Source organism: uncultured Actinobacillus sp. (genome assembly GCF_945915845.1).
Lineage (GTDB): Bacteria > Pseudomonadota > Gammaproteobacteria > Enterobacterales > Pasteurellaceae > Exercitatus.
Genome location: NZ_CAMEFX010000023.1, coordinates 1 through 19,941, shown reverse-complemented (window position 1 = coordinate 19,941; position 19,941 = coordinate 1). Strand labels below are relative to the sequence as shown.

Below are 19,941 nucleotides of genomic sequence, written 5' to 3'. Positions count from 1 at the left end.
AAGGACGCTTCAAGCGTCCTTTTACTGCCTTAGAGAGAATCACATGGACGCATTAAAAGAAATCCGAAATGAAATTGATGCTTTAGATAAAGAGTTAATCGAGGTTTTTGCAAAACGCTTGGCATTGGTCAAAAAAGTCGGGGAAATAAAGCATAAACAGGGCTTGCCGATTTATGTCCCTGAGCGCGAAGCAGATATGCTGGCTGCTCGCCGTCAGGAGGCGGAAAAAATGGGGGTACCTGCTGATCTTATCGAAGATGTGTTGCGCCGTTTAATGCGTGAGTCTTATGTGAGTGAAAATCATTTTGGCTTTAAAACCGTCAACCCTGAAATTAAGAAAATAGTGATTGTTGGCGGGAATGGCAAATTAGGTGGGCTATTTGCTCGTTTTTTACGCGCCTCGGGGTATCCGGTGGAGATTTTAGGCAGTAAAGACTGGGAGCAAGCGCAAGAGATTTTATCTGGTGCAGATGTGGTGATTGTTTGTGTACCCATTAATAAAACCCTTGAAACCATTGCGCGATTGAAGCCTTACTTAACAGAAAATATGCTGTTGACGGATTTAACATCAGTAAAACGTCAACCATTAGAAAAAATGCTCGAAGTTCATCGTGGTGCGGTGGTTGGTTTGCATCCGATGTTCGGTCCAGATATTGCTAGCATGGCGAAGCAAGTGGTGGTACGCTGTGATGGTCGTTATCCTGAACGCTATGAATGGTTGCTTGAGCAAATTGCCATTTGGGGGGCAAAAATTTATCAAGTGGACGCGGCGGAACATGATCATAGTATGACTTATATCCAAGCATTGCGCCATTTTTCCACCTTTGCGAACGGCTATCATTTATCTCGTCAACCCATTAAATTAGCCAATATTTTAGCGTTATCTTCACCAATCTATCGTTTGGAATTAGCGATGATTGGGCGTTTATTTGCACAAGATGGTAGCCTTTATGCAGACATTATTATGGATAAACCTGAGAATTTAGCGGTGATTGAAAGCCTAAAACAAAGTTATGAAGAAAGCCTGAAATTCTTTGAAACAGGCGATAAAGAAGGGTTTATTAAAGTCTTTGATGAAGTGCGTGAATGGTTTGGTGAATATTCCGAACAATTTATGAAAGAAAGTCGCCAATTGTTGCAACAAGCCAATGATTATCGACATTCATAACCATTATACCTAAAAAGAGCGGTCAAAATTATTAGAATTTGACCGCTCTTTCTTTATCTTAATACTGAATTACTCAGCATCTTCTTTTTCCCATTCTAATGCACGGCGAACGGCTTTTTTCCAACCTTTATAACGGCGTTCACGTTTTTCGTTGTCGTTATCAGGCGTAAAGGTGCGTTCGACACGTGCTTTATCTTGAAGTTCGGTTAAATCTTTCCAGAAACCAACAGCAAGACCGGCTAAATAGGCAGCACCCAATGCGGTGACTTCTTTTACCATCGGACGTTCCACATTCACATCTAAAATATCAGATTGGAATTGCATTAAGAAGTTATTCGCCGTTGCCCCACCGTCAACACGGAGATATTGAAGTTTATTACCGGAATCCGCTTGCATTGCTTCTAATACATCGCGTGTTTGGTAAGCAATAGACTCAAGGGTAGCGCGAACGATATGGTTGCGGTTTGCACCACGAGATAAACCTAGAATCGCACCACGTGCATACGGATCCCAATATGGTGCGCCTAAGCCTGTAAATGCGGGAACAACATAAACACCGTTTGTGCTTGGAACTTTGGTGGCAAAGTATTCGCTGTCGTAGCTGTCATGAACGATTTTGAGTTCATCACGTAACCATTGAATTGATGCCCCTGCGATAAATACAGATCCTTCAAGTGCATAAGCCGGTTCGCCTTTAGCGTTACAGGCGATAGTGGTCAATAAGCCATTTTGTGATTTAATCGCTTTATCGCCGGTATGCAGCAACATAAAGCAACCTGTCCCATAGGTGTTTTTAGCTTGACCGGCATTGACGCATAAATGACCAAATAACGCGGCTTGTTGGTCGCCGGCGATACCGGCGACAGGAATACGTACGCCACCTTTACCGCCAATATTGGTTTGACCATAAATTTCAGAGGAGTTTTTCACTTCAGGTAACATTGAACGTGGAATATTGAGTAATTCCAACATCTTGTCATCCCATTGTTTAGTATGAATATTAAAGAGCATGGTACGAGAGGCGTTGGTATAATCGGTGACATGAACGCGACCTTGAGTTAATTTCCAAACTAACCAAGTATCTACTGTACCGAATAACAATTCACCACGCTCTGCTTTCTCACGTGCACCTTCAACATTATCTAAAATCCATTTTACTTTGGTACCTGAGAAATAAGGGTCAACCACTAAACCTGTGGTACTTCGAATATAATCCTCATGTCCATCTGCTTTGAGTTTATCTGTAATATCAGATGTACGGCGGCATTGCCATACGATCGCATTATAAACAGGCGTTCCTGTTTCTTTTTCCCACACGATAGTGGTTTCACGTTGGTTGGTAATGCCAATAGCGGCAATTTCATCAGATGAAATACCTGCTTTTGCGACCACTTCATTTAAGGTTGAACTTTGTGTTGCCCAAATTTCCATTGGATTATGTTCAACCCAACCTGCTTTCGGGTAAATTTGGGTAAATTCACGTTGTGCGATTTCAATAATATTGGCGTTATGGTCAAGAAGTACTGCACGAGAACTTGTTGTGCCTTGATCTAATGCAATAATGTATTTTTTGTCTGCCATAATTTTAATTCCTTTTATGGTTTAGCGTTAACAATATGAGATTGCACATAATGCAAATAGGTTATTTTGATGATGAGTGTGAACGAAAATTGCAAGCTCAACTTAATCGATTTTTCAGGTAAATGAAATGGGGAAATCTTATTTTTTTGAACTCGATCACAAAAATCTCATTACATTTGTTCAGTAATGTGAGCTGTTTATCAAATTTAAAAATTCCGCTATTTTTCCTATTGCTATTCAGAGTAAGAAGCCCATAATGACAGCTAGTCGCATAAGACATTTACTTTATTTTTGATTGAAAATGAACGAGATTGCCAACTGATGTTTTGATAAAAAACAGAGTCATTTCAATAAAATGGAGATTTTCTTATGAACGCATATTTGGCTGAATTCCTAGGCACAGCACTTCTTGTTTTAATGGGGAATGGTGTTGTTGCTAATGTGTGCTTAAATAAAACTAAAGGTAATAGTTCAGGTTGGATTGTGATTACCACGGCTTGGGCATTTGCGGTATATGTTGCCGTCGTGGTAACAGGTGAACATAGTGGTGCACATTTAAATCCGGCGGTGACCATTGGTGTGGCAGTAAAAGGAGCCTTTGATTGGGCGATGGTTCCAGGTTATATTGCCGCACAGCTTGTGGGTGGGATTTTAGGCGCATTTGTGGTGTATTTATTCTACCATGATCACTTCAAAGCAACGGATAATGAAGGTTTAAAACGTGCTTGCTTCTCAACGGAACCGGCTATCCGCAATTACACAAACAATTTATTCTGTGAAATTATTGGTACAGTCGTACTGGTTTCTGTCATTTTCTTTATTACCTCAGGTAAAGTCATGTTACCGGGGACAGAAACAGCAGCACCAATTGGTTTAGGATCCATTGGCGCATTACCTGTGGCGATTTTAGTGTGGGCGATTGGTTTAAGCTTGGGTGGTACAACCGGTTATGCGATTAACCCGGCTCGTGATTTAGGTCCACGCATTGCTCTGGCCATTTTAGGTAAAAAATTAAATACTTCACCGGATTGGGGGTATGCTTGGGTTCCGGTTGTCGGTCCAATTATTGGTGGTGTGATTGCGGCCGTTGCTTATAATATCGTGATGTAATCTTATCGAAATAAGGCAAAGCCTAAAGATAAAAAAGAGCGGTTTCAGACCGCTCTTTTTGGTTTTGTATAACGCAGGAGGGGGATTATTTCCGTTCTAAGAACAGTGCAGCAGCACCACGTACACCACCGGAATCGCCATATTTGGCTTTTTTGATCACAGGGACTTTTGCGCTGCGCATTAAATGAGCCGGTAATGCTTTTGGTAAGGCTTCGTACAAATAGTCAAAGTTCGATAAACCGCCACCTAATACAATCATATGCGGATCTAATGCTGTAATAATATTGCCGATTGAAATCGCACAAAGCTCCACAAAAAGATTCACAAATTTCACCGCGCTTTCTTGACCGGCATAAAAATGCTCGATAATTTCTCTGGCTGAGAGTGCTTCACCTTGTAAATCACGATAAAGCATTTCAAAACCACGCCCAGACAGGTAGGTATCCAAGCAAGCACGATTACCACAACCGCAATCATAAATTGGTGCTTTATCCCAACCGAGCAATTTGAGTGCGTGATAATTGAGCTGTAAATGCCCCAATTCACCCGCCATTCCTACTTTGCCGGAGTGGACTTTACCATTGAAGACTAATCCGCCGCCAAAACCTGTGCCGAGAATTAACCCTAACACACAAGGATATTGTTGATTTTCTTCGTCCCAAGCTTCAGACAGGGCGAAACAGTTTGCGTCATTTTCTGCACGAACTTCACGGCCTAAACGTTCGCTTAGATCTTTTAAAATCGGCTTATTGTCTGCCACGCGGATATTGGTAATTTCCGCAATCCCTGTTTCGTGGTTAACAAAGCCCGGAACGCCTAAACCCACAGAGCCTTTCACACCAAATTTGGCGTCCGCTTTTTCCACTAATGCCACGATAGTATCCAGCCACTCTTCATAGCTGTTTTTAGGCGTTGGAACGCGTTCGCTATATTGCTTTTCGAGCTTTTCGTTAAATGCGGCAAGTTCAATTTTTGTGCCGCCAATGTCTAATCCATATAACATACTGCTACCTTTTGATTAAAAAAACTTTTTAAATTTTAACCGCACTTACGACATTATTCTTTGATAAAGATCGCTTTTTTGGCTAAAAATGTAAAAATAACACCATGCACAATCCAAGCGATTAAAATACTGGCAAATAAGTCAATCGGATAATGCATGCCTAAGCGAAGTCGGCTGACTAACATTAACACCGCCCAAATTAAAGTGCCCGCCACGAGAAGTTTGGAGGCAGTGCGACAACGGCCATAAAACTCCGTAAAGCCCACGGCTAATAATAACCAAGCGGCAGCGAAAATAGCATGACCTGATGGGAAAGAATAGCCGGTTTCATTTTCGCGATGATGAGCAAGCCATGTTGGGGTTTCGGATTGAGAAGAATAGTATTGATTTACTATAACCTCACGTTCGTCTCGCGTTTTATCATAAAAATAATCGCTTGAAATGCCAGATTTTTCTGTTAATTCCACTATGAAAGGGCGAGATTCAGCAAAGGCAGTTTTCGCAATAGTTTTGACACCTTGAGTGATGATGACAGATAAAGCCATTACGCAGACACCTAAAATCCATTTTTTTCGATTGGGGAATATAGGATAGAAGAGTAAGCTAAATACACCACAAGTGATCAAGGCATAAGGCACACTGCCTGTTTCTGTGAGCCAGTAAAGAAAATGATCAAATTGAGTAAGATGGTTATCACCTGCCCATTTCCAAGAAAAAATCCATACAAAAATCGGCACAAGGCAAAGTAAAAAAGTATATAATGACAAACGCTTTAACATTTGAAACTCCAGTGGTGAATTAAAATTGTTGCAAACTAAACAACGCTGCACATTCTATCACTGACGAACGAGAAAGAATAAGGATTTATTTTATGACTAAAATTCAGCGGGTGACAGAAGCCACATTGCCTACGGAATTTGGTATTTTTAAAATTGTTGGATTTGAATTTCCTGATACCAAAAAAGAACACGTTGCTTTGGTGATGGGGGATGTCGCGGATGGTGAACCTGTTTTAGCACGTATCCATTCAGAATGTTTAACCGGGGACGCTTTACATAGTTTGAAATGCGATTGTGGTTTTCAATTAGCGAGTGCTTTACGCCAAATTAGTGAAGAAGGGCGTGGTGTGTTAATTTATCATCGCGAAGAAGGGCGTGGAATTGGCTTGATTAACAAAATCCGGGCTTACTCATTGCAAGATCAGGGCATGGATACCATTGAAGCCAATCTTGCGTTAGGTTTTAAAGCGGATGAACGGAATTTTTCGGTTTGTGCAGATATTTTTGAGTTATTAGGGGTAAAAGCGGTACGTTTATTAACGAATAACCCGAATAAAATTGATACGATGAAACAAGATGGGATTAATGTTGTTGAGCGTGTGCCGTTAAATGTAGGGGAAAACCGTTATAACACGGAATACCTTGATACTAAAGCAAAAAAAATGGGACATTATATTGTGCATAATAATGAAAAACATTTTTTAGATTGTCCACACTGTCAAGCGGAAATCCCGGTTAAATAAGTAAGAAACTTTTATTTTCAATTGGAGAAATTATCAATGAAAAAACAACTTGGGCTCACATTAGGGCTTATTTCAACTGTCACTCTGGCGGCGAATGCGCAAAATCAACCGATTGCGAACTCACAACCGGCAGCATTTATACAAGTTCTTGATCTTAGTGGAAAAACACCACTAAAAATTAGTGGAAACAAAGTATCATTAAGCAAAAAACAACAACTTTGTTGGGGAACGCTTAATATCAAATTCACTGGAAAAACACGTGTCACCGAAACTTTCCATTCACCAGCTGCAACGAAATTTACCTCAGATAAAGACCAATCTTACGCAAGCAATGATAAAAAAGAATTTGTTATCGTAAGTGAAGTAATGCCCTCTAAGGACAACTCAATTTCTCGTTGTTGGCAATTGGAGAAAAAAGATCCCATTGGGAAATACAGCTTAGATGTTCAGATTGGTGACATTAACTTTAACGGTCTAAAATTTGAAGTGGTAAAATAGAAAAGTAGATAGAAATAGAGATAAAATCAGTTTATTTCGGCCTCTTTAAAACCGCACTTTCATGAAAAAAGTGCGGTTTATTTTTAGGCAGTTTGACAATTAAGCTTGTGTGGCTTGAATTGCAGTTAATGCGATCGTGTAAACGATGTCATCCACTAAGGCACCGCGCGACAAGTCATTCACCGGTTTACGCATACCTTGAAGCATTGGACCGATTGATACTAAGTCAGCAGAGCGTTGAACCGCTTTGTATGTGGTATTACCTGTATTCAAATCAGGGAATACGAATACAGTGGCTTTACCTGCAACAGGTGAGTTTGGAGCTTTAGATTTCGCTACATCAGCCATCACCGCCGCATCATATTGCAACGGACCATCGATCAATAAATCCGGGCGTTTTTCTTTCGCAATACGTGTCGCTTCTTTGACTTTCTCAACATCTGCACCAGCACCTGATGTTCCTGTAGAATAAGAAATCATTGCTACTTTCGGATCAATACCAAACGCTTTCGCAGAATCTGCCGATTGAATCGCAATTTCTGCTAATTGTTCTGCTGAAGGATCCGGGTTCACCGCACAGTCACCATAAACAAGCACTTGATCAGGTAATAACATAAAGAAGATTGAAGATACAATTGAGCTACCTGGTGCTGTTTTGATGATTTGCATTGGTGGGCGAATAGTGTTAGCTGTTGTATGTACCGCACCTGATACCAAACCATCCACTTCGTTTGCTTCTAACATCATGGTACCTAATACCACCGTGTCTTCTAATTGCTCACGAGCTGCTGTTTCCGTCATCCCTTTCGCTTTACGTAATTCCACTAAACGCGCCACATAATTTTCACGAACAGACGCAGGATCGATAACAGTAATACCTTTACCTAAAGTCACCCCTTGTGCATCTGCAACACGCTGTACATCTTCAGGGTTGGCTAAAAGCACACATTCTGCAATACCACGCTCTGCACAAAGTACAGCAGCTTTAATGGTACGAGGTTCATCCCCTTCAGGTAATACAATACGTTTTTTCGCAGCACGTGCTAATTCTGTTAATTGATAACGGAATGCCGGTGGCGATAAACGGCGAATACGAGCAGAACCACCTGCTAATTGGTGAATAAATTCCGCATCAAATTGTTCGCTGGTAAATTGTTTGATATTTTCGATGCGCTCTTTATCATCCACAGGGACTTCAAGGTTGAAACTTTGCAAACTTAATGCAGTTTGCCATGTGTTACCTTCAATACGGAACACCGGTAAACCTGTTGATTCAAATGAACGTTGGCATAATTTACTGAACGCACTATCAATTTTGTAGCCACCGGTTAATAAAATGCCCCCTAACTCAATGCCATTGGTTGATGCCAATGCGGCGGCTGCCAATACGTCCGGACGGTCAACGGATGTAACGAGTAAATCACCGGTATGGAAATGTTCAACCATATGATGTAATGAACGTGCACAGAAAGTAATACCACGAATACGGCGAGTTTTCACATCCCCTTCATTAATAATGCTTGCACCAAGATGGTTTACAAGATCGATAGCACGTGTTGCAATTAAATCTTGCGACCAAGGAATACAAGCTAATACTTTGATTGGGCTATTTTTGAATAAGTTATAGACTTCATTCGGGTTATTATGGCTGTGTTGGAATGAATCAAAAATTTCCGCTAGATCCGGACGAGTACGGCCAGAACTATCAATTGGCGCATTAAATTTGTTGATCACCACACCTAATAGGTTTTCATTATCTTTGCCACCAAAAGACGCGGCCGCGGCTTCAACACGTTCTTTTAATTCAGCCGGTGTTTCCGTTGCAGGTGCGGCGACTAAAACAATTTCAGCATCTAATGCTTGAGCCACATCAAAGTTAATGCGGTTAGCAAAACTGTGTTTTGGGGTTGGAATTAAACCTTCAACAATAACGATGTCATTGCTTTTCGCTAATTCTTGATAATTAGCAACGATTTTTTCTAAAAGAACATCATTTTGTTTGTTCGCGATAAGATTTTCCGCATCACTTAACATGATTGGATTTGCTGTTTCTAGTGATGTTGATGTACGCACAATGGATGTTGTACGGTCAAGTTTATCTTCGCCTGAAATCGGTTGTGAGATTGGTTTCATAAAACCAATTTTTGCCCCTTTTTGCTCAAGAGCGCGGATTAAACCTAAGCTAACGCTGGTTAAACCCACACCACCGCTAATTGGGGTAAGGATAATTGTATGAGCCATGTTTTTTCCTATTTAGCACAAAAGTGCGGTTGATTTTTGATATGTTTCTAGAGTGATTTATCTTTTATAGAACAAACAAAAACTGCCGAAAATCTCGGCAGTTTTGCAGTCATTAGATACAAAGACGCGCAGTATCTTGTGCGATAACGAGCTCTTCGTTTGTAGGGATAACCATAGCAACAGGTGTACCTTCAGCTGTAATGATACCTTCTTTACCAAAGCGCGCGGCTAAGTTTTTCTTATTATCTACGTTATAGCCGAAAAGTTTTAAGTGGTTTAACGTGATTTCACGTACGTGTGCAGAGTTTTCACCGATACCACCGGTAAATACGATAGCGTCTAAACGTTCACCGATAACTGCCATGTAAGAACCGATGTATTTCGCTAAACGGTAGCAATACACATCTAATGCACGGCGAGCAGGTACACGCAATGATTCATCTTCGCTGTCATAATTGTCTTCCGCGAAACGGCAGTCGCTAGTTACTTCAGTTAAACCTAAAAGACCTGATTTTTTCGTTAAAGTCGTGTTAATTTCTTCTACAGACATACCTAACGTATCGTGCATATAGAATACGATTGCAGGGTCGATATCGCCAGAACGTGTACCCATGACTAAACCTTCCAACGGTGTTAACCCCATTGAAGTATCGATACATTCACCGTGACGAACTGCAGATACAGAACCACCATTACCTAAGTGACAAGTAATCACGTTAACTTTATCTTCCGCAACACCTAAACGTTTTGCTGCTTCGCGGCTAACGAAGTAATGGCTTGTACCATGTGCGCCATAACGACGAACGCCATGTTCTTTATATAAAGAGTATGGCAATGCGTATAAGAATGCTTCTTCAGGCATCGTGGTGTGGAATGCAGTGTCAAATACAGCAACGTTTTTATCTTTTAAATGCGGGAACATTTTGAATGCTTCTTTGATACCGATTAAGTGCGCAGGGTTGTGAAGTGGCGCAAATTGAATAGCTTCTTCAATGCCTTTTACTACGTCATCATTGATTACAACAGATGAAGTAAATTTCTCACCACCGTGAACGATACGGTGACCAATTGCAACGATGCCGTCTTTTAGTTCAGGATCTAATGGGAAAATTTTATTTACGATAAAGTCTAATGCTTCACTGTGAGCGGCACCTGCACCTAAATCGGCATTGCCTTTTTCTCCATGTAATTTCCATTTAATACGCGCTTCAGGAAGATAAAATGCTTCCGCTAAACCTGATAATTTTTCATCACCAGATACAGGATCTAAGATAGCAAATTTTAATGAAGAGCTACCACAGTTAAGGATGAGAACTAATTTTGACATAGATTAACCTATCTTTTGGGTTTAAGTGAAAAGAGTGTTTATCATCCGCTTAATTGACGACAAACGCATAAAATTTTAACGCACAATAGAATACACGTTTTAGAAAATAAAATAAATTCTTGAACAGAGAAAAATTATGATTTTTATCAAAAAAGTTGAAGATTTCAATATTTTCTATAACTTGCCGCGTTATTGGCAAATTAAATTCGACAAGTACCTAAATCTAAGAATTTATTATGGAATTGATACAAAGTACCGCGATGCCCCACACTTAAAATAATCATGTTGGGTAATTCATCTCGAATTTTTTGATAGAGCCAATATTCCGTGGGTTCATCCAATGCTGACGTGGTCTCATCCAAAAACACCACATCAGGTTGAGTAAGAAAAATACGCATAAATGCCACGCGCTGTAATTCCCCGGGAGATAAGATCACTTGCCAGTCATTTTCTTGATCAAGCGCGTGAATATAATGACCTAATCGACAAATTTCCATATATTGCACAAGATTTGGATGGGTTGGATTAATGTTTGGATAGCAAATAGCCTCACGTAAAGAACCTTGTGGCATATAAGGACGTTGCGGTAAAAAAAGTGTATTCGCGTTACAAGGGCGTTCACTATAACCAAAGGTTTCAAAAGGATAAATACCGGCAACAGCCTTTAACAAGGTGGTTTTGCCTGCTCCTGATGGCCCACTAATCAGCAATGCATCACCTTTTTGTAAGCTCAAATTGACCTGTTGTAACAGCACATCACCTACTTGATTTTTTAACCCAAAATCACGTAATGTCACGCCAAAACCACATTCTATAGGATGAGCAATTTGGTGCTGATCAAGATAATCCAACTTCGACATAAAACCATATAAACGATTTAAACGCGCTTGATAAAGGGTGAATTGTTCATAAAACAAACGGAAAAATGATAAGGCACGCATTAAACGATTAAATGCTTGTACCGTTTGATGCATATCCCCCAAGGTGGCGGCACCGGCAAAAAAACGTGGTGCTTGCAACATTAAAGGCAAAATCATTGCAATTTGCGTAATCCCGGTATTAAAACCGTCCAACCCTAACATACGGCGCACAATTGCCCAACGGTTTTGAATAATGGCTTGGAATTTTGTTTTTAAATGAATATGTTCTTTGGTTTCCCCGTCATAAAAGGCAATACTTTCCGCATTATCGCGCACGCGAATCAGCGAATAACGATAGTCACCATTATATTTTTCTTTGTCAAAATTGAGTTTAATCAACGGATGCCCAATCCACACAGAAAGTGCGGTGGCAAAAAGGATAAATCCGTAAATAAAAAAGACCGCGGCTTTGGGAATTTCAACGCCAAACAGCGCAAGAACCCCGGACAATCCCCACAAAATAATGGTAAATTCAATAATGGATAAAACGGCGCCAATTACCCCATCCAGCAGATCCACTGTCCCCGTAATAAACTCTCGGGCATCTTGTTCAATACGTTGGTCAATATTATCGGGTAACTCTTTTTCATATTTCACACGATAGTAATTTTTATTTTGCAACCAACGAGACAGCATTTCATCGTTCAGTTTTTCCAACCAACGAATTTCAAACACTTGGCGTACAAAATAATTCAAAATGGAATGAATAATCTTAAACCCCACCAACAGCGCATTAATTAAGGCAAAGAACCAAAAAGCATCTGCCGCTTTATTTTGCATGGATGTATATAATCCATTGTAGAAGAAAGTGTTCAGTACACTAATACGAACTTCAAGTAAAATAAACAATAATAACAACAGGATTAAACCCAAGGCTTTCCAACGGTTTTTGGCGGTTAAACACGGCTTAACAATCCATTCCAATTTCCGACCAAATGCTGTTTTACGCAATAAAAGTGCGGTCAAAAATAAACCTAAAATAAGCCAAGTTAAAGACTTTAAAAGCCAAGGAAAACTGTTGTGAAGTTCGGTTTGCCAGTTCATAAGTAGGGGAGATTTGGTAGAGTGGGCATTTCTGCCCACCAAAATAATTAATATGAAAAATGCTGAGCAAGTATACCCACTCTACAATGATTAGAATGAGTATTCAACATTCGCCCAATAAGTACGTGGCATCCCTACAACCGCAAAGCTACGGTCATAGCGTCCACGTTGTACTTGCCAGTAGTTTTTGTTGAATAGGTTTTCAACACCGGTACGGAAAGTGACAACTTGTTTTGCATCTAACTTCGCCACATATTTCGCTCCCAAATCTACTGTTGTGTAAGACGGGAATTCAAAGTTTTCCGCGTAATCTTGATAAGATTTGCCATAATGTTGAACTGCTGCATTTACGCTTAAATTGTTAGCAAAAGGTGTATCCCATTCTACCGCCGCTTTAGCGATCCAACGTGGGCTAGACACTTGAGAACCGTTAATAATCGCGCCGTCCGAATATCTTGAGTAGTCGATCAATTCTCCGCGGTTATAAGTCACGCCTAAGCTTGGACGTAGTGTTTTGTTTAACAAGTTAGCATATACATTAAATTCAACACCACGGTTGCGTTCTTTACCTTGCTGTTCACCGGTTATGCGGTGAATACCTGGACGTGATAATTGATATAGACTTGTTGTTGTTGTGAATAAATCACCCCAGTTTTTACGCACACCCAGTTCAATTTGTCTGCTTACAATAGGTTTAGCCATAACGCCAGTGTCGTTATCTACCGCACCCGGCTCTAAATCTTCTAAATAGTTACCATAGAAAACCAAATTTGGATTTGGTACATAAGCCAAGGTTGCCATTGGGCTAAAGCGATTTTCATGGGTTTTAATATTGGTCGCAAAATCTTGTTGTTTAATCCATTGGAAACGACCACCAAGGGTTAAACGAATTTGGTTATCCATAAAACCGGCACTATCCGCAAGAGCTAAACTGTAACTGCTTAATTTTTCGTTGGTGCTTTGTACTAACGCACCGTAAGTCGGTTGACCTCGACTGAACACAGGATTATAAATATTAGCGGTAAAGTTTTTAGCGGTCAGACTTTGATCGAAGTCTCGTTGGCGTTTTACGGCGTCGAACGCTAAACTCCAGTTGTGATAAACAGAACCGGTTTCTAATTCGCCTTGTAATTTTAGGTTTCCGCTAGTGGTACGAATATGGTAATCCATCGCGCGCATAGAACGAACAGAGTAGTCGCCATCTGTATTCGTCATACGAATTTGTCCAAAAGAACCATAGTAACGCGATTCCATATGACCTAAACCGCCGGATAACATCATGTTGTAAGGCAGATCATATTCAAACGTTCCCATAATGGTTTGATCTTCTGTGGTTTGACCACTCCAATATGGAATTAAGTTGGTATCGCCTTTTGGCGCATCAGGTAAGCGGAAATTCAAATCTTGAATATCTTGTACGCGCGCACGACCACCATGAGTTGCACGTTTTGCATACATATAATCAATGCCGGTACGGAATTTATCACCGCGATAATCTGCACCTAATGCAAATTCTTTATTACGTTCATCAAAATTGTTACGCGCCGTATCGCCATCGCGATATTTACCATTTAAACGAATTCCCCATTCTTTGTTTGCACCAAAACGGCGACCAAAATCAAAGGTTTCTTGTAAACGGTTATTGCTGAACCAACCGAATCCGATTTTATTGATATCTTCATCGGTAGCACGTTTAGTTTCGATATTCAAGGATGAACCTGCCGCCCCTTCAGGGTCCATACCGCCAATCGCTGTTGACGCACCTTTAATTAACTGCGCAGAACTTACCGCTGTAGTTGGTGAGTTATAAGTTGAATAAAGACCTGCTAATCCGTTAACGGTGATTTGGCGCGCATCAAGCTGTAAACCACGGACATAAATCCCGGAAATCGTGTTAGTTTCTCCACCAAAATTCATTACGGAAGAATCGACTTTAGAGATTGCATCAACCACATTACGTTGTTGTGAATTTTCAAATGCTTTTTCATCGTAATTCACAACAGAAATAGGTGATGTAAAAGCAGTTTGGCGACCAAGTAAACTAAGATTAACAATCTCTTTTTGTTTATCACCAACAGCTTTTGCTTTTTCCAGCTCTGTTACAATATTAATTTCATCTAGCTTCTCAGCTGTATTCGTTTCAGCATTTACCACAAAAGAAGCCGAAGCAAAAAGTGCGGTGTAAATTAGGCTTAATTTAAAATTCATAAGAAAAGATCCTCGGGGACAAAAATTATCGGTGCAGAGTATAATCACAAAATTAATAAAATACAATACAAATAGGAATTATTGTTATTTGTGATATTTTTAGCGATGTAGTGCAAAGATAGGGCAGTTGTGAATTTGTCGAAACACAGACATTCTGTGGTTCGACAGCCCTTATTATTTCAGCTTATCCAACTGTGCTAACAAACTGTCGTCAGAACGTTGTTGAATTTTGAGCATACGATAACTTAAACAAATTGCCGCGCAAGTTAAAGCCACGACAAACCCAATCCAAAAGCCCATCGCCCCTAAATGCGGCACGATAAAATCCGTCAAAGATAGGGTATAACCCACCGGCATACCAATAACCCAATAACAGAAGATCGTAATGTATAAAATCGCTTTAGTGTCTTTATAGCCACGCAAAGCCCCCGCAATAACAACCTGAATAGTATCAGAAAATTGATACAGTGCGGCTAATAACAATAGCGGCATTGCCATGGCGATAACTTTTGCATCCGACACAAAAATCGCCGCGATATTTTCGCGAAAATACACCGTAATAAATGCCGTCACAATGGTAATATTTAATCCCACAGCAAGCGCAGCATAAGACACTTTTTTCGCTTTATCCGGGGAACCTTCGCCAAGACGTTGCCCCACTAAAATCGTTGTTGCCATACCAATAGACATCGGTAACATAAAAATGAAAGAACTGGTGTTTAAGGTAATTTGATGACTCGCCACCATATCTGTGCCTAATGGTGATAAAAAGAGCGAAGTCAACGCAAATAACGCCACTTCACACCACAATGCCACCGCAATCGGAAAGCCTAAACGTAATAATTTAGCTAAGGTGGTGAAATTAGGTTTTTCGATAATCTGTTCGAACACTTTTAAATCACGTTGATTCTTCGCGCGTTTTGTATACACGATCATCATAATACACATTGCCCAGTTCACAATAGCCGTCGCGATACCACAACCGACAGCTCCAAAAGCAGGAATCCCTAATTTGCCGTAAATAAAAATATAATTTAACGGCACATTTAACCCCAATCCCAAAAAGGTAATCACCATGGCGGGTTTGGTTTTAGCAATCCCATCATTTAAACAACGAAAATTCACCAATAATAAATAAGCCGGTAAGCCGAAAATCATCGCGTGCAAATACCCAATGGTAATATGAGCGAGTTTTTCATCTATCCCCATCTGTTGAATAATCAAATCACTATGATAAATAATCAACCCAAGGGGAATTGTCGCCAACAAGACAATCCACAAACCTTGGCGCACTTGGTGCGCTATACGATCACGTTTGCCGGAACCGTTTAAATAAGAAATAGTCGGTGGCAAAGCCAGCAACAACCCATGTCCAAATAGCACTAACGGAAACCAAATTGACGCCCCCACTGAAATTGCCGCCATATCCGCCGCACTTACGCGCCCGGCCATAATAGTATCCACTGTCCCCATAGAGTTTTGTGCCAATTGGGCTAATAAAATAGGCAAGGCAATTTGAATGAGCTTTATGGCTTGTTCTTGATAAGCCGCGAGATTCAGATTTTTTTTCATATCAGGTATAATGCAGAAAATTGATTAAGGAGAAATTTATGTTTACAGGTATCGTGCAAGGCACGGCACAAATTCAGTCCATTGTGGAAAAGCAAAATTTTAGAACACATACGGTCAAAATGCCACAGAATTTACTGGATCATTTAGAAATTGGTGCCTCTGTTGCCAATAATGGGGTGTGTTTAACGGTGACGAAAATTGAAAATGATTTGGTCAGTTTTGATTTAATGACAGAAACCTTACGTATCACCAACTTGGGTAGCTTAAAACAAGGCGATTTTGTTAATATCGAACGCGCCATGAAATTGGGTGATGAAGTGGGGGGACATATCTTATCAGGGCATGTTTATTGCACCGCCAAAGTGAGCCAACGAATTCCTAGCGAAAATAACTTACAAATTTGGTTTGAATTGCCTGATCAACAGGTAATGAAATATATTCTCACCAAAGGTTTTATTGCCATTGACGGCATTAGCCTGACCATCGGCGAAGTCAAAGACAACCAATTTTGTGTTAACCTAATCCCCGAAACAATCGACCGCACTTTAATTGCACAACGCCAATTAGGGGATGAAGTCAATATCGAAATTGATCCACAAACCCAAGCTATTGTGGACACCGTTGAGCGATATTTGGCAACGAAGAATTAATTTAATTAACATCTTGCGGACACACGCCGTGTGTCCCACACTGGAATTTTTTACGGAGATATAGTATAATGCACAGCACAGCACAGCACAGCACAGCACAGCACAGCACATCTGGCTGAAAATTTAGCGACTCAGCAAGCAGATCAACAAGCCTTTCTTAACAAACTCGATGCAGACCTTTGGAAAGCAGCCGATAAACTTCGCCAACAGCTTGACGCTGCCAACTACAAACACATCGTTCTTGGTTTAATCTTCTTAAAATACGTTTCCGACAGCTTCTCGGCACAACAAGAAATCATCAAACAACGCTACACCGATCCAACGTCCGATTTTTATCTCGATCCGACCGCTTACAGCGAAAGCGAACTTGCCGATATTCTCAATGCCGAACTGGAAGAACGGGACAATTACGCCCAAGACAACGTATTCTGGGTGCCGCAACAAGCCCGTTGGGACGAAATCAAAGTCGTGGCTCGAGCTAACATTGGCGACAAAATCTGGGGCGAGAAAACCTTTAAAGGCATTGCCAACTTGATTGATGACGCTTTTGACGCTATCGAACAAGACAACCCTAAACTCAAAAACGTCATTCAACGCATCAGCCCTTATAAAGTTGATGAAAGCATTTTATTAGGCTTAATCGATCTCTTTTCCAATACCAATTTCATCCGCCCAACCCTAGACGGCAAGCCGATTTCCTTGGCGGCAAAAGATATTCTTGGTCACGTTTATGAGTATTTTCTCGGGCAATTCGCCCTTGCGGAAGGCAAAAAGGGCGGTCAATATTTCACGCCAAAATCCATTGTTACCCTGATTATCGAAATGCTCGAACCCTACAAAGGACGCATTTACGACCCAGCAATGGGGTCGGGCGGCTTTTTTGTGCAAACAGAACGCTTTATCCGCGAACATCAAGGCAACGTCAGCGAAGTGAGCATTTTCGGGCAAGAGTTCAACCCAACCACTTGGAAACTTGCCGCAATGAATATGGCAATTCGTGGCATTGAATTTGACTTCGGCAAAGGCAATGCCGACACCTTCAGCAATCCGCAACACCGTGATAAAAAAATGGATTTTGTGATGGCAAACCCACCCTTTAATATGAAAGACTGGTGGCATCCAAGCCTTGCCCAAGACCTACGTTGGCAATACGGCATACCGCCTGAAAGCAACGCCAACTTTGCGTGGCTACAACATATGATTTACCACCTTTCTCCAAACGGACGAATGGCGTTGTTGCTTGCCAACGGCTCAATGTCGAGTAATACCAACAACGAAGGCGAAATCCGCAAAAATATTCTCAAAGCCGACCTTGTGGAAGCGATGATCGCCCTGCCAAGCCAACTCTTTACCAACACCCAAATCCCAGCCTGTATCTGGATCCTAAACAAAAACAAAGCACGCAAAGGCGAAGTACTGTTTATTGACGCACGCCAACTTGGCTATATGAAAGACCGTGTCTTACGCGACTTCACCGCAGACGACATCGCCAAAGTCGCCGACACCTACCACAACTGGCAACAATCCGCCGACTACCAAAATATCCCTGCATTCTGCTACACCGCAAGCCTTGACGAAATCGCCCAAAACGACTTCGTCCTTACCCCAGGTCGTTATGTCGGCACTGCCGAACAAGAAGATGACGGCGTGCCATTTGCAGAAAAAATGCAAGAACTGACCGCGCTTTTACAACAACAATTTAAGCAAAGTGCAGAATTAGAAGCCAAAATTAAAGCGAATTTGGGAGGCTTGGGGTATTAATATGGAAGTTTTAGATAAATATCTTACGTTTAGTAATGGGAAAACATCACCAGAAAGAAGTGATTTTACAGGAAAATATGCTGTATTTGGTGCAAATGGAATTATTGGATATTCAGATGAATATAATTCTGAAGCAGGAACAATAATTATTGGGCGAGTTGGCTCTTATTGTGGAAGTGTACATTTTTCTTATGATAATTGTTGGGTAACTGATAACGCAATATCTGTAAATTGTAAAAACAAAGGAGAGGCTCGCTTTTGGTTTTATCTTTTAAAAAGTTTAAATTTAAATAATTTAAGAACAGGATCTGGACAACCATTATTAAATCAATCTATTTTAAAATCTATAAAGATTTCTATTCCGCAAAATAGCTTGGATAGAGAGAATATAGGAAAACAATTATCAATTTTTGATGACAAAATCCAACTCAACACCCAAATCAACCAAACCCTAGAACAAATCGCCCAAACGATTTTTAAAAGCTGGTTTATTGATTTTGACCCCGTTCACGCCAAAGCCAACGCACTGGCAAGCGGACAAACCGCTGAACAAGCTATCCAAGCGGCAATGACAGTGATCAGTGGTAAAAACACGCAAGAATTACACCGCTTGCAGACGGCAAATCCCGAACAATACCAACAACTATGGGAAATCGCAGAGGCATTTCCGAGTGGGTTTGATGAAGAGGGCGTGCCGAGGGGGTGGGAAGAACGATATTTAAAAGATGTTTGTAATATTGTTTATGGAAAAGGCTTACCTAAGAATAAATTAACAGAAAAAGGATTTTATGTCTTTGGTGCTAATGGCGTTATAGGTTTCTACGATAGTTACACTTATGAAAAGCCTCAAGTATTAATAGGCTGTAGGGGGACTGTTGGTCAGGTAACATTAAGTTATCCATATTCTTTTGTTACAAATAACTCTTTAGTTATTGAATATGAAAACAGTTGTGTAAGTATGTATTATTTGGAGAAATATTTAAGCAATATTAATTTGAAGGAAATTTCATCAGGATCTGTTCAGCCTCAAATTACAATTCAGAATATGAGTAAAGTGAAAATATTAATCCCTAATATTGAAATACTAAATTTCTATTCTGAGAAAGTAAAAGAAATATATGATAAATGGCTACATCATTTTTATGAAAATCAATCTTTATCTAAAGTAAGAGATTTATTATTGCCGAAGTTGTTGAGTGGGGATATTAGTAATGAGTGATGTATTTTATAAAAAGTGGGAAGATTACTATTATCGTTATTTCGATGTGATATTTGACCGCATAGAATGTGTTGAAGCTAATGGTGGTGAGTATTTAGATCCTAAAAGATTAATAAA

General features: G+C 40.4%; 15 protein-coding genes. 7 read left to right on the top strand and 8 right to left on the bottom strand.

Annotated features, from left to right (window positions below; all coding sequences use genetic code 11):
- The first annotated feature begins 43 nt into the window (after positions 1–43).
- Entirely contained in the window at positions 44–1,168 is a 1,125-nt protein-coding gene (gene tyrA / locus Q0O89_RS06695) for a bifunctional chorismate mutase/prephenate dehydrogenase (protein WP_293730936.1), read from the top strand.
- 69 nt (positions 1,169–1,237) lie between these two features.
- Here tyrA and glpK read toward each other — a convergent pair whose 3' ends face one another.
- Positions 1,238–2,749, bottom strand: a complete 1,512-nt coding sequence (glpK, locus tag Q0O89_RS06690; protein WP_293730935.1) for a glycerol kinase GlpK — start codon at positions 2,747–2,749, stop codon at positions 1,238–1,240.
- 369 nt (positions 2,750–3,118) lie between these two features.
- On the opposite strand from glpK, the gene Q0O89_RS06685 reads away from it, so the two are divergent.
- The gene (locus Q0O89_RS06685) at positions 3,119–3,859 is read left to right on the top strand and encodes an MIP/aquaporin family protein (RefSeq protein WP_293730934.1); all 741 of its coding nucleotides are present in this window, start codon (positions 3,119–3,121) and stop codon (positions 3,857–3,859) included.
- An 85-nt stretch (positions 3,860–3,944) separates the two neighbouring features.
- On the opposite strand, the gene nagK is transcribed toward Q0O89_RS06685, so the two are convergent.
- Complete coding sequence (gene nagK / locus Q0O89_RS06680) at positions 3,945–4,862, bottom strand: N-acetylglucosamine kinase (protein ID WP_293730933.1); 918 nt, start codon at positions 4,860–4,862, stop codon at positions 3,945–3,947.
- 53 nt (positions 4,863–4,915) lie between these two features.
- Positions 4,916–5,641: a phosphatase PAP2 family protein gene (locus Q0O89_RS06675; protein WP_293730932.1), complete on the bottom strand. Its 726-nt coding sequence runs from the start codon at positions 5,639–5,641 to the stop codon at positions 4,916–4,918.
- A 92-nt stretch (positions 5,642–5,733) separates the two neighbouring features.
- Here Q0O89_RS06675 and ribA point away from each other — a divergent pair, with 92 nt between their 5' ends.
- Together ribA and Q0O89_RS06665 are read left to right on the top strand one after the other, a co-directional pair.
- A complete protein-coding gene (ribA, locus tag Q0O89_RS06670; RefSeq protein ID WP_293730931.1) occupies positions 5,734–6,384 on the top strand; it encodes a GTP cyclohydrolase II in 651 nt (216 codons plus the stop codon).
- Between the two features lie 36 nt (positions 6,385–6,420).
- Complete coding sequence (locus Q0O89_RS06665) at positions 6,421–6,882, top strand: hypothetical protein (RefSeq protein WP_293730930.1); 462 nt, start codon at positions 6,421–6,423, stop codon at positions 6,880–6,882.
- A 99-nt stretch (positions 6,883–6,981) separates the two neighbouring features.
- On the opposite strand, the gene pta is transcribed toward Q0O89_RS06665, so the two are convergent.
- The 5 genes from pta to Q0O89_RS06640 all read right to left on the bottom strand — a co-directional run bounded on the left by pta (position 6,982) and on the right by Q0O89_RS06640 (position 16,194).
- Positions 6,982–9,123: a phosphate acetyltransferase gene (pta, locus tag Q0O89_RS06660; RefSeq protein WP_293730929.1), complete on the bottom strand. Its 2,142-nt coding sequence runs from the start codon at positions 9,121–9,123 to the stop codon at positions 6,982–6,984.
- Positions 9,124–9,235: 112 nt separating this feature from the next.
- Positions 9,236–10,450 carry an acetate kinase gene (locus tag Q0O89_RS06655; protein ID WP_293730928.1) on the bottom strand — a complete coding sequence of 405 codons (1,215 nt, stop codon included), beginning with the start codon at positions 10,448–10,450 and terminating at the stop codon, positions 9,236–9,238.
- Between the two features lie 200 nt (positions 10,451–10,650).
- A complete protein-coding gene (locus Q0O89_RS06650; RefSeq protein ID WP_293730927.1) occupies positions 10,651–12,414 on the bottom strand; it encodes an ABC transporter ATP-binding protein/permease in 1,764 nt (587 codons plus the stop codon).
- Between the two features lie 90 nt (positions 12,415–12,504).
- A complete protein-coding gene (locus Q0O89_RS06645; RefSeq protein WP_293730926.1) occupies positions 12,505–14,622 on the bottom strand; it encodes a TonB-dependent siderophore receptor in 2,118 nt (705 codons plus the stop codon).
- Positions 14,623–14,796: 174 nt separating this feature from the next.
- On the bottom strand, positions 14,797–16,194 hold the full coding sequence (locus Q0O89_RS06640; RefSeq protein WP_293730925.1) for an MATE family efflux transporter: 1,398 nt from the start codon (positions 16,192–16,194) through the stop codon (positions 14,797–14,799).
- A gap of 38 nt (positions 16,195–16,232) precedes the next feature.
- On the opposite strand from Q0O89_RS06640, the gene Q0O89_RS06635 reads away from it, so the two are divergent.
- The 3 genes from Q0O89_RS06635 (at position 16,233) to Q0O89_RS06625 (ending at position 19,824) form a co-directional block, all read left to right on the top strand.
- A complete protein-coding gene (locus Q0O89_RS06635) occupies positions 16,233–16,844 on the top strand; it encodes a riboflavin synthase subunit alpha (RefSeq protein WP_293730924.1) in 612 nt (203 codons plus the stop codon).
- Between the two features lie 111 nt (positions 16,845–16,955).
- Positions 16,956–18,605 carry a class I SAM-dependent DNA methyltransferase gene (locus Q0O89_RS06630; protein ID WP_293730942.1) on the top strand — a complete coding sequence of 550 codons (1,650 nt, stop codon included), beginning with the start codon at positions 16,956–16,958 and terminating at the stop codon, positions 18,603–18,605.
- Position 18,606: 1 nt separating this feature from the next.
- On the top strand, positions 18,607–19,824 hold the full coding sequence (locus tag Q0O89_RS06625) for a restriction endonuclease subunit S (protein ID WP_293730923.1): 1,218 nt from the start codon (positions 18,607–18,609) through the stop codon (positions 19,822–19,824).
- The last annotated feature ends 117 nt before the right edge of the window (positions 19,825–19,941 follow it).

Bases quoted from the DNA above. Each gene is read 5' to 3' on its own strand.
- tyrA (WP_293730936.1), top strand. From the start codon at position 44: ATGGACGCATTAAAAGAAATCCGAAATGAAATTGATGCTTTAGATAAA.
- glpK (WP_293730935.1), bottom strand. From the start codon at position 2,749: ATGGCAGACAAAAAATACATTATTGCATTAGATCAAGGCACAACAAGT.
- Q0O89_RS06685 (WP_293730934.1), top strand. From the start codon at position 3,119: ATGAACGCATATTTGGCTGAATTCCTAGGCACAGCACTTCTTGTTTTA.
- nagK (WP_293730933.1), bottom strand. From the start codon at position 4,862: ATGTTATATGGATTAGACATTGGCGGCACAAAAATTGAACTTGCCGCA.
- Q0O89_RS06675 (WP_293730932.1), bottom strand. From the start codon at position 5,641: ATGTTAAAGCGTTTGTCATTATATACTTTTTTACTTTGCCTTGTGCCG.
- ribA (WP_293730931.1), top strand. From the start codon at position 5,734: ATGACTAAAATTCAGCGGGTGACAGAAGCCACATTGCCTACGGAATTT.
- Q0O89_RS06665 (WP_293730930.1), top strand. From the start codon at position 6,421: ATGAAAAAACAACTTGGGCTCACATTAGGGCTTATTTCAACTGTCACT.
- pta (WP_293730929.1), bottom strand. From the start codon at position 9,123: ATGGCTCATACAATTATCCTTACCCCAATTAGCGGTGGTGTGGGTTTA.
- Q0O89_RS06655 (WP_293730928.1), bottom strand. From the start codon at position 10,450: ATGTCAAAATTAGTTCTCATCCTTAACTGTGGTAGCTCTTCATTAAAA.
- Q0O89_RS06650 (WP_293730927.1), bottom strand. From the start codon at position 12,414: ATGAACTGGCAAACCGAACTTCACAACAGTTTTCCTTGGCTTTTAAAG.
- Q0O89_RS06645 (WP_293730926.1), bottom strand. From the start codon at position 14,622: ATGAATTTTAAATTAAGCCTAATTTACACCGCACTTTTTGCTTCGGCT.
- Q0O89_RS06640 (WP_293730925.1), bottom strand. From the start codon at position 16,194: ATGAAAAAAAATCTGAATCTCGCGGCTTATCAAGAACAAGCCATAAAG.
- Q0O89_RS06635 (WP_293730924.1), top strand. From the start codon at position 16,233: ATGTTTACAGGTATCGTGCAAGGCACGGCACAAATTCAGTCCATTGTG.
- Q0O89_RS06625 (WP_293730923.1), top strand. From the start codon at position 18,607: ATGGAAGTTTTAGATAAATATCTTACGTTTAGTAATGGGAAAACATCA.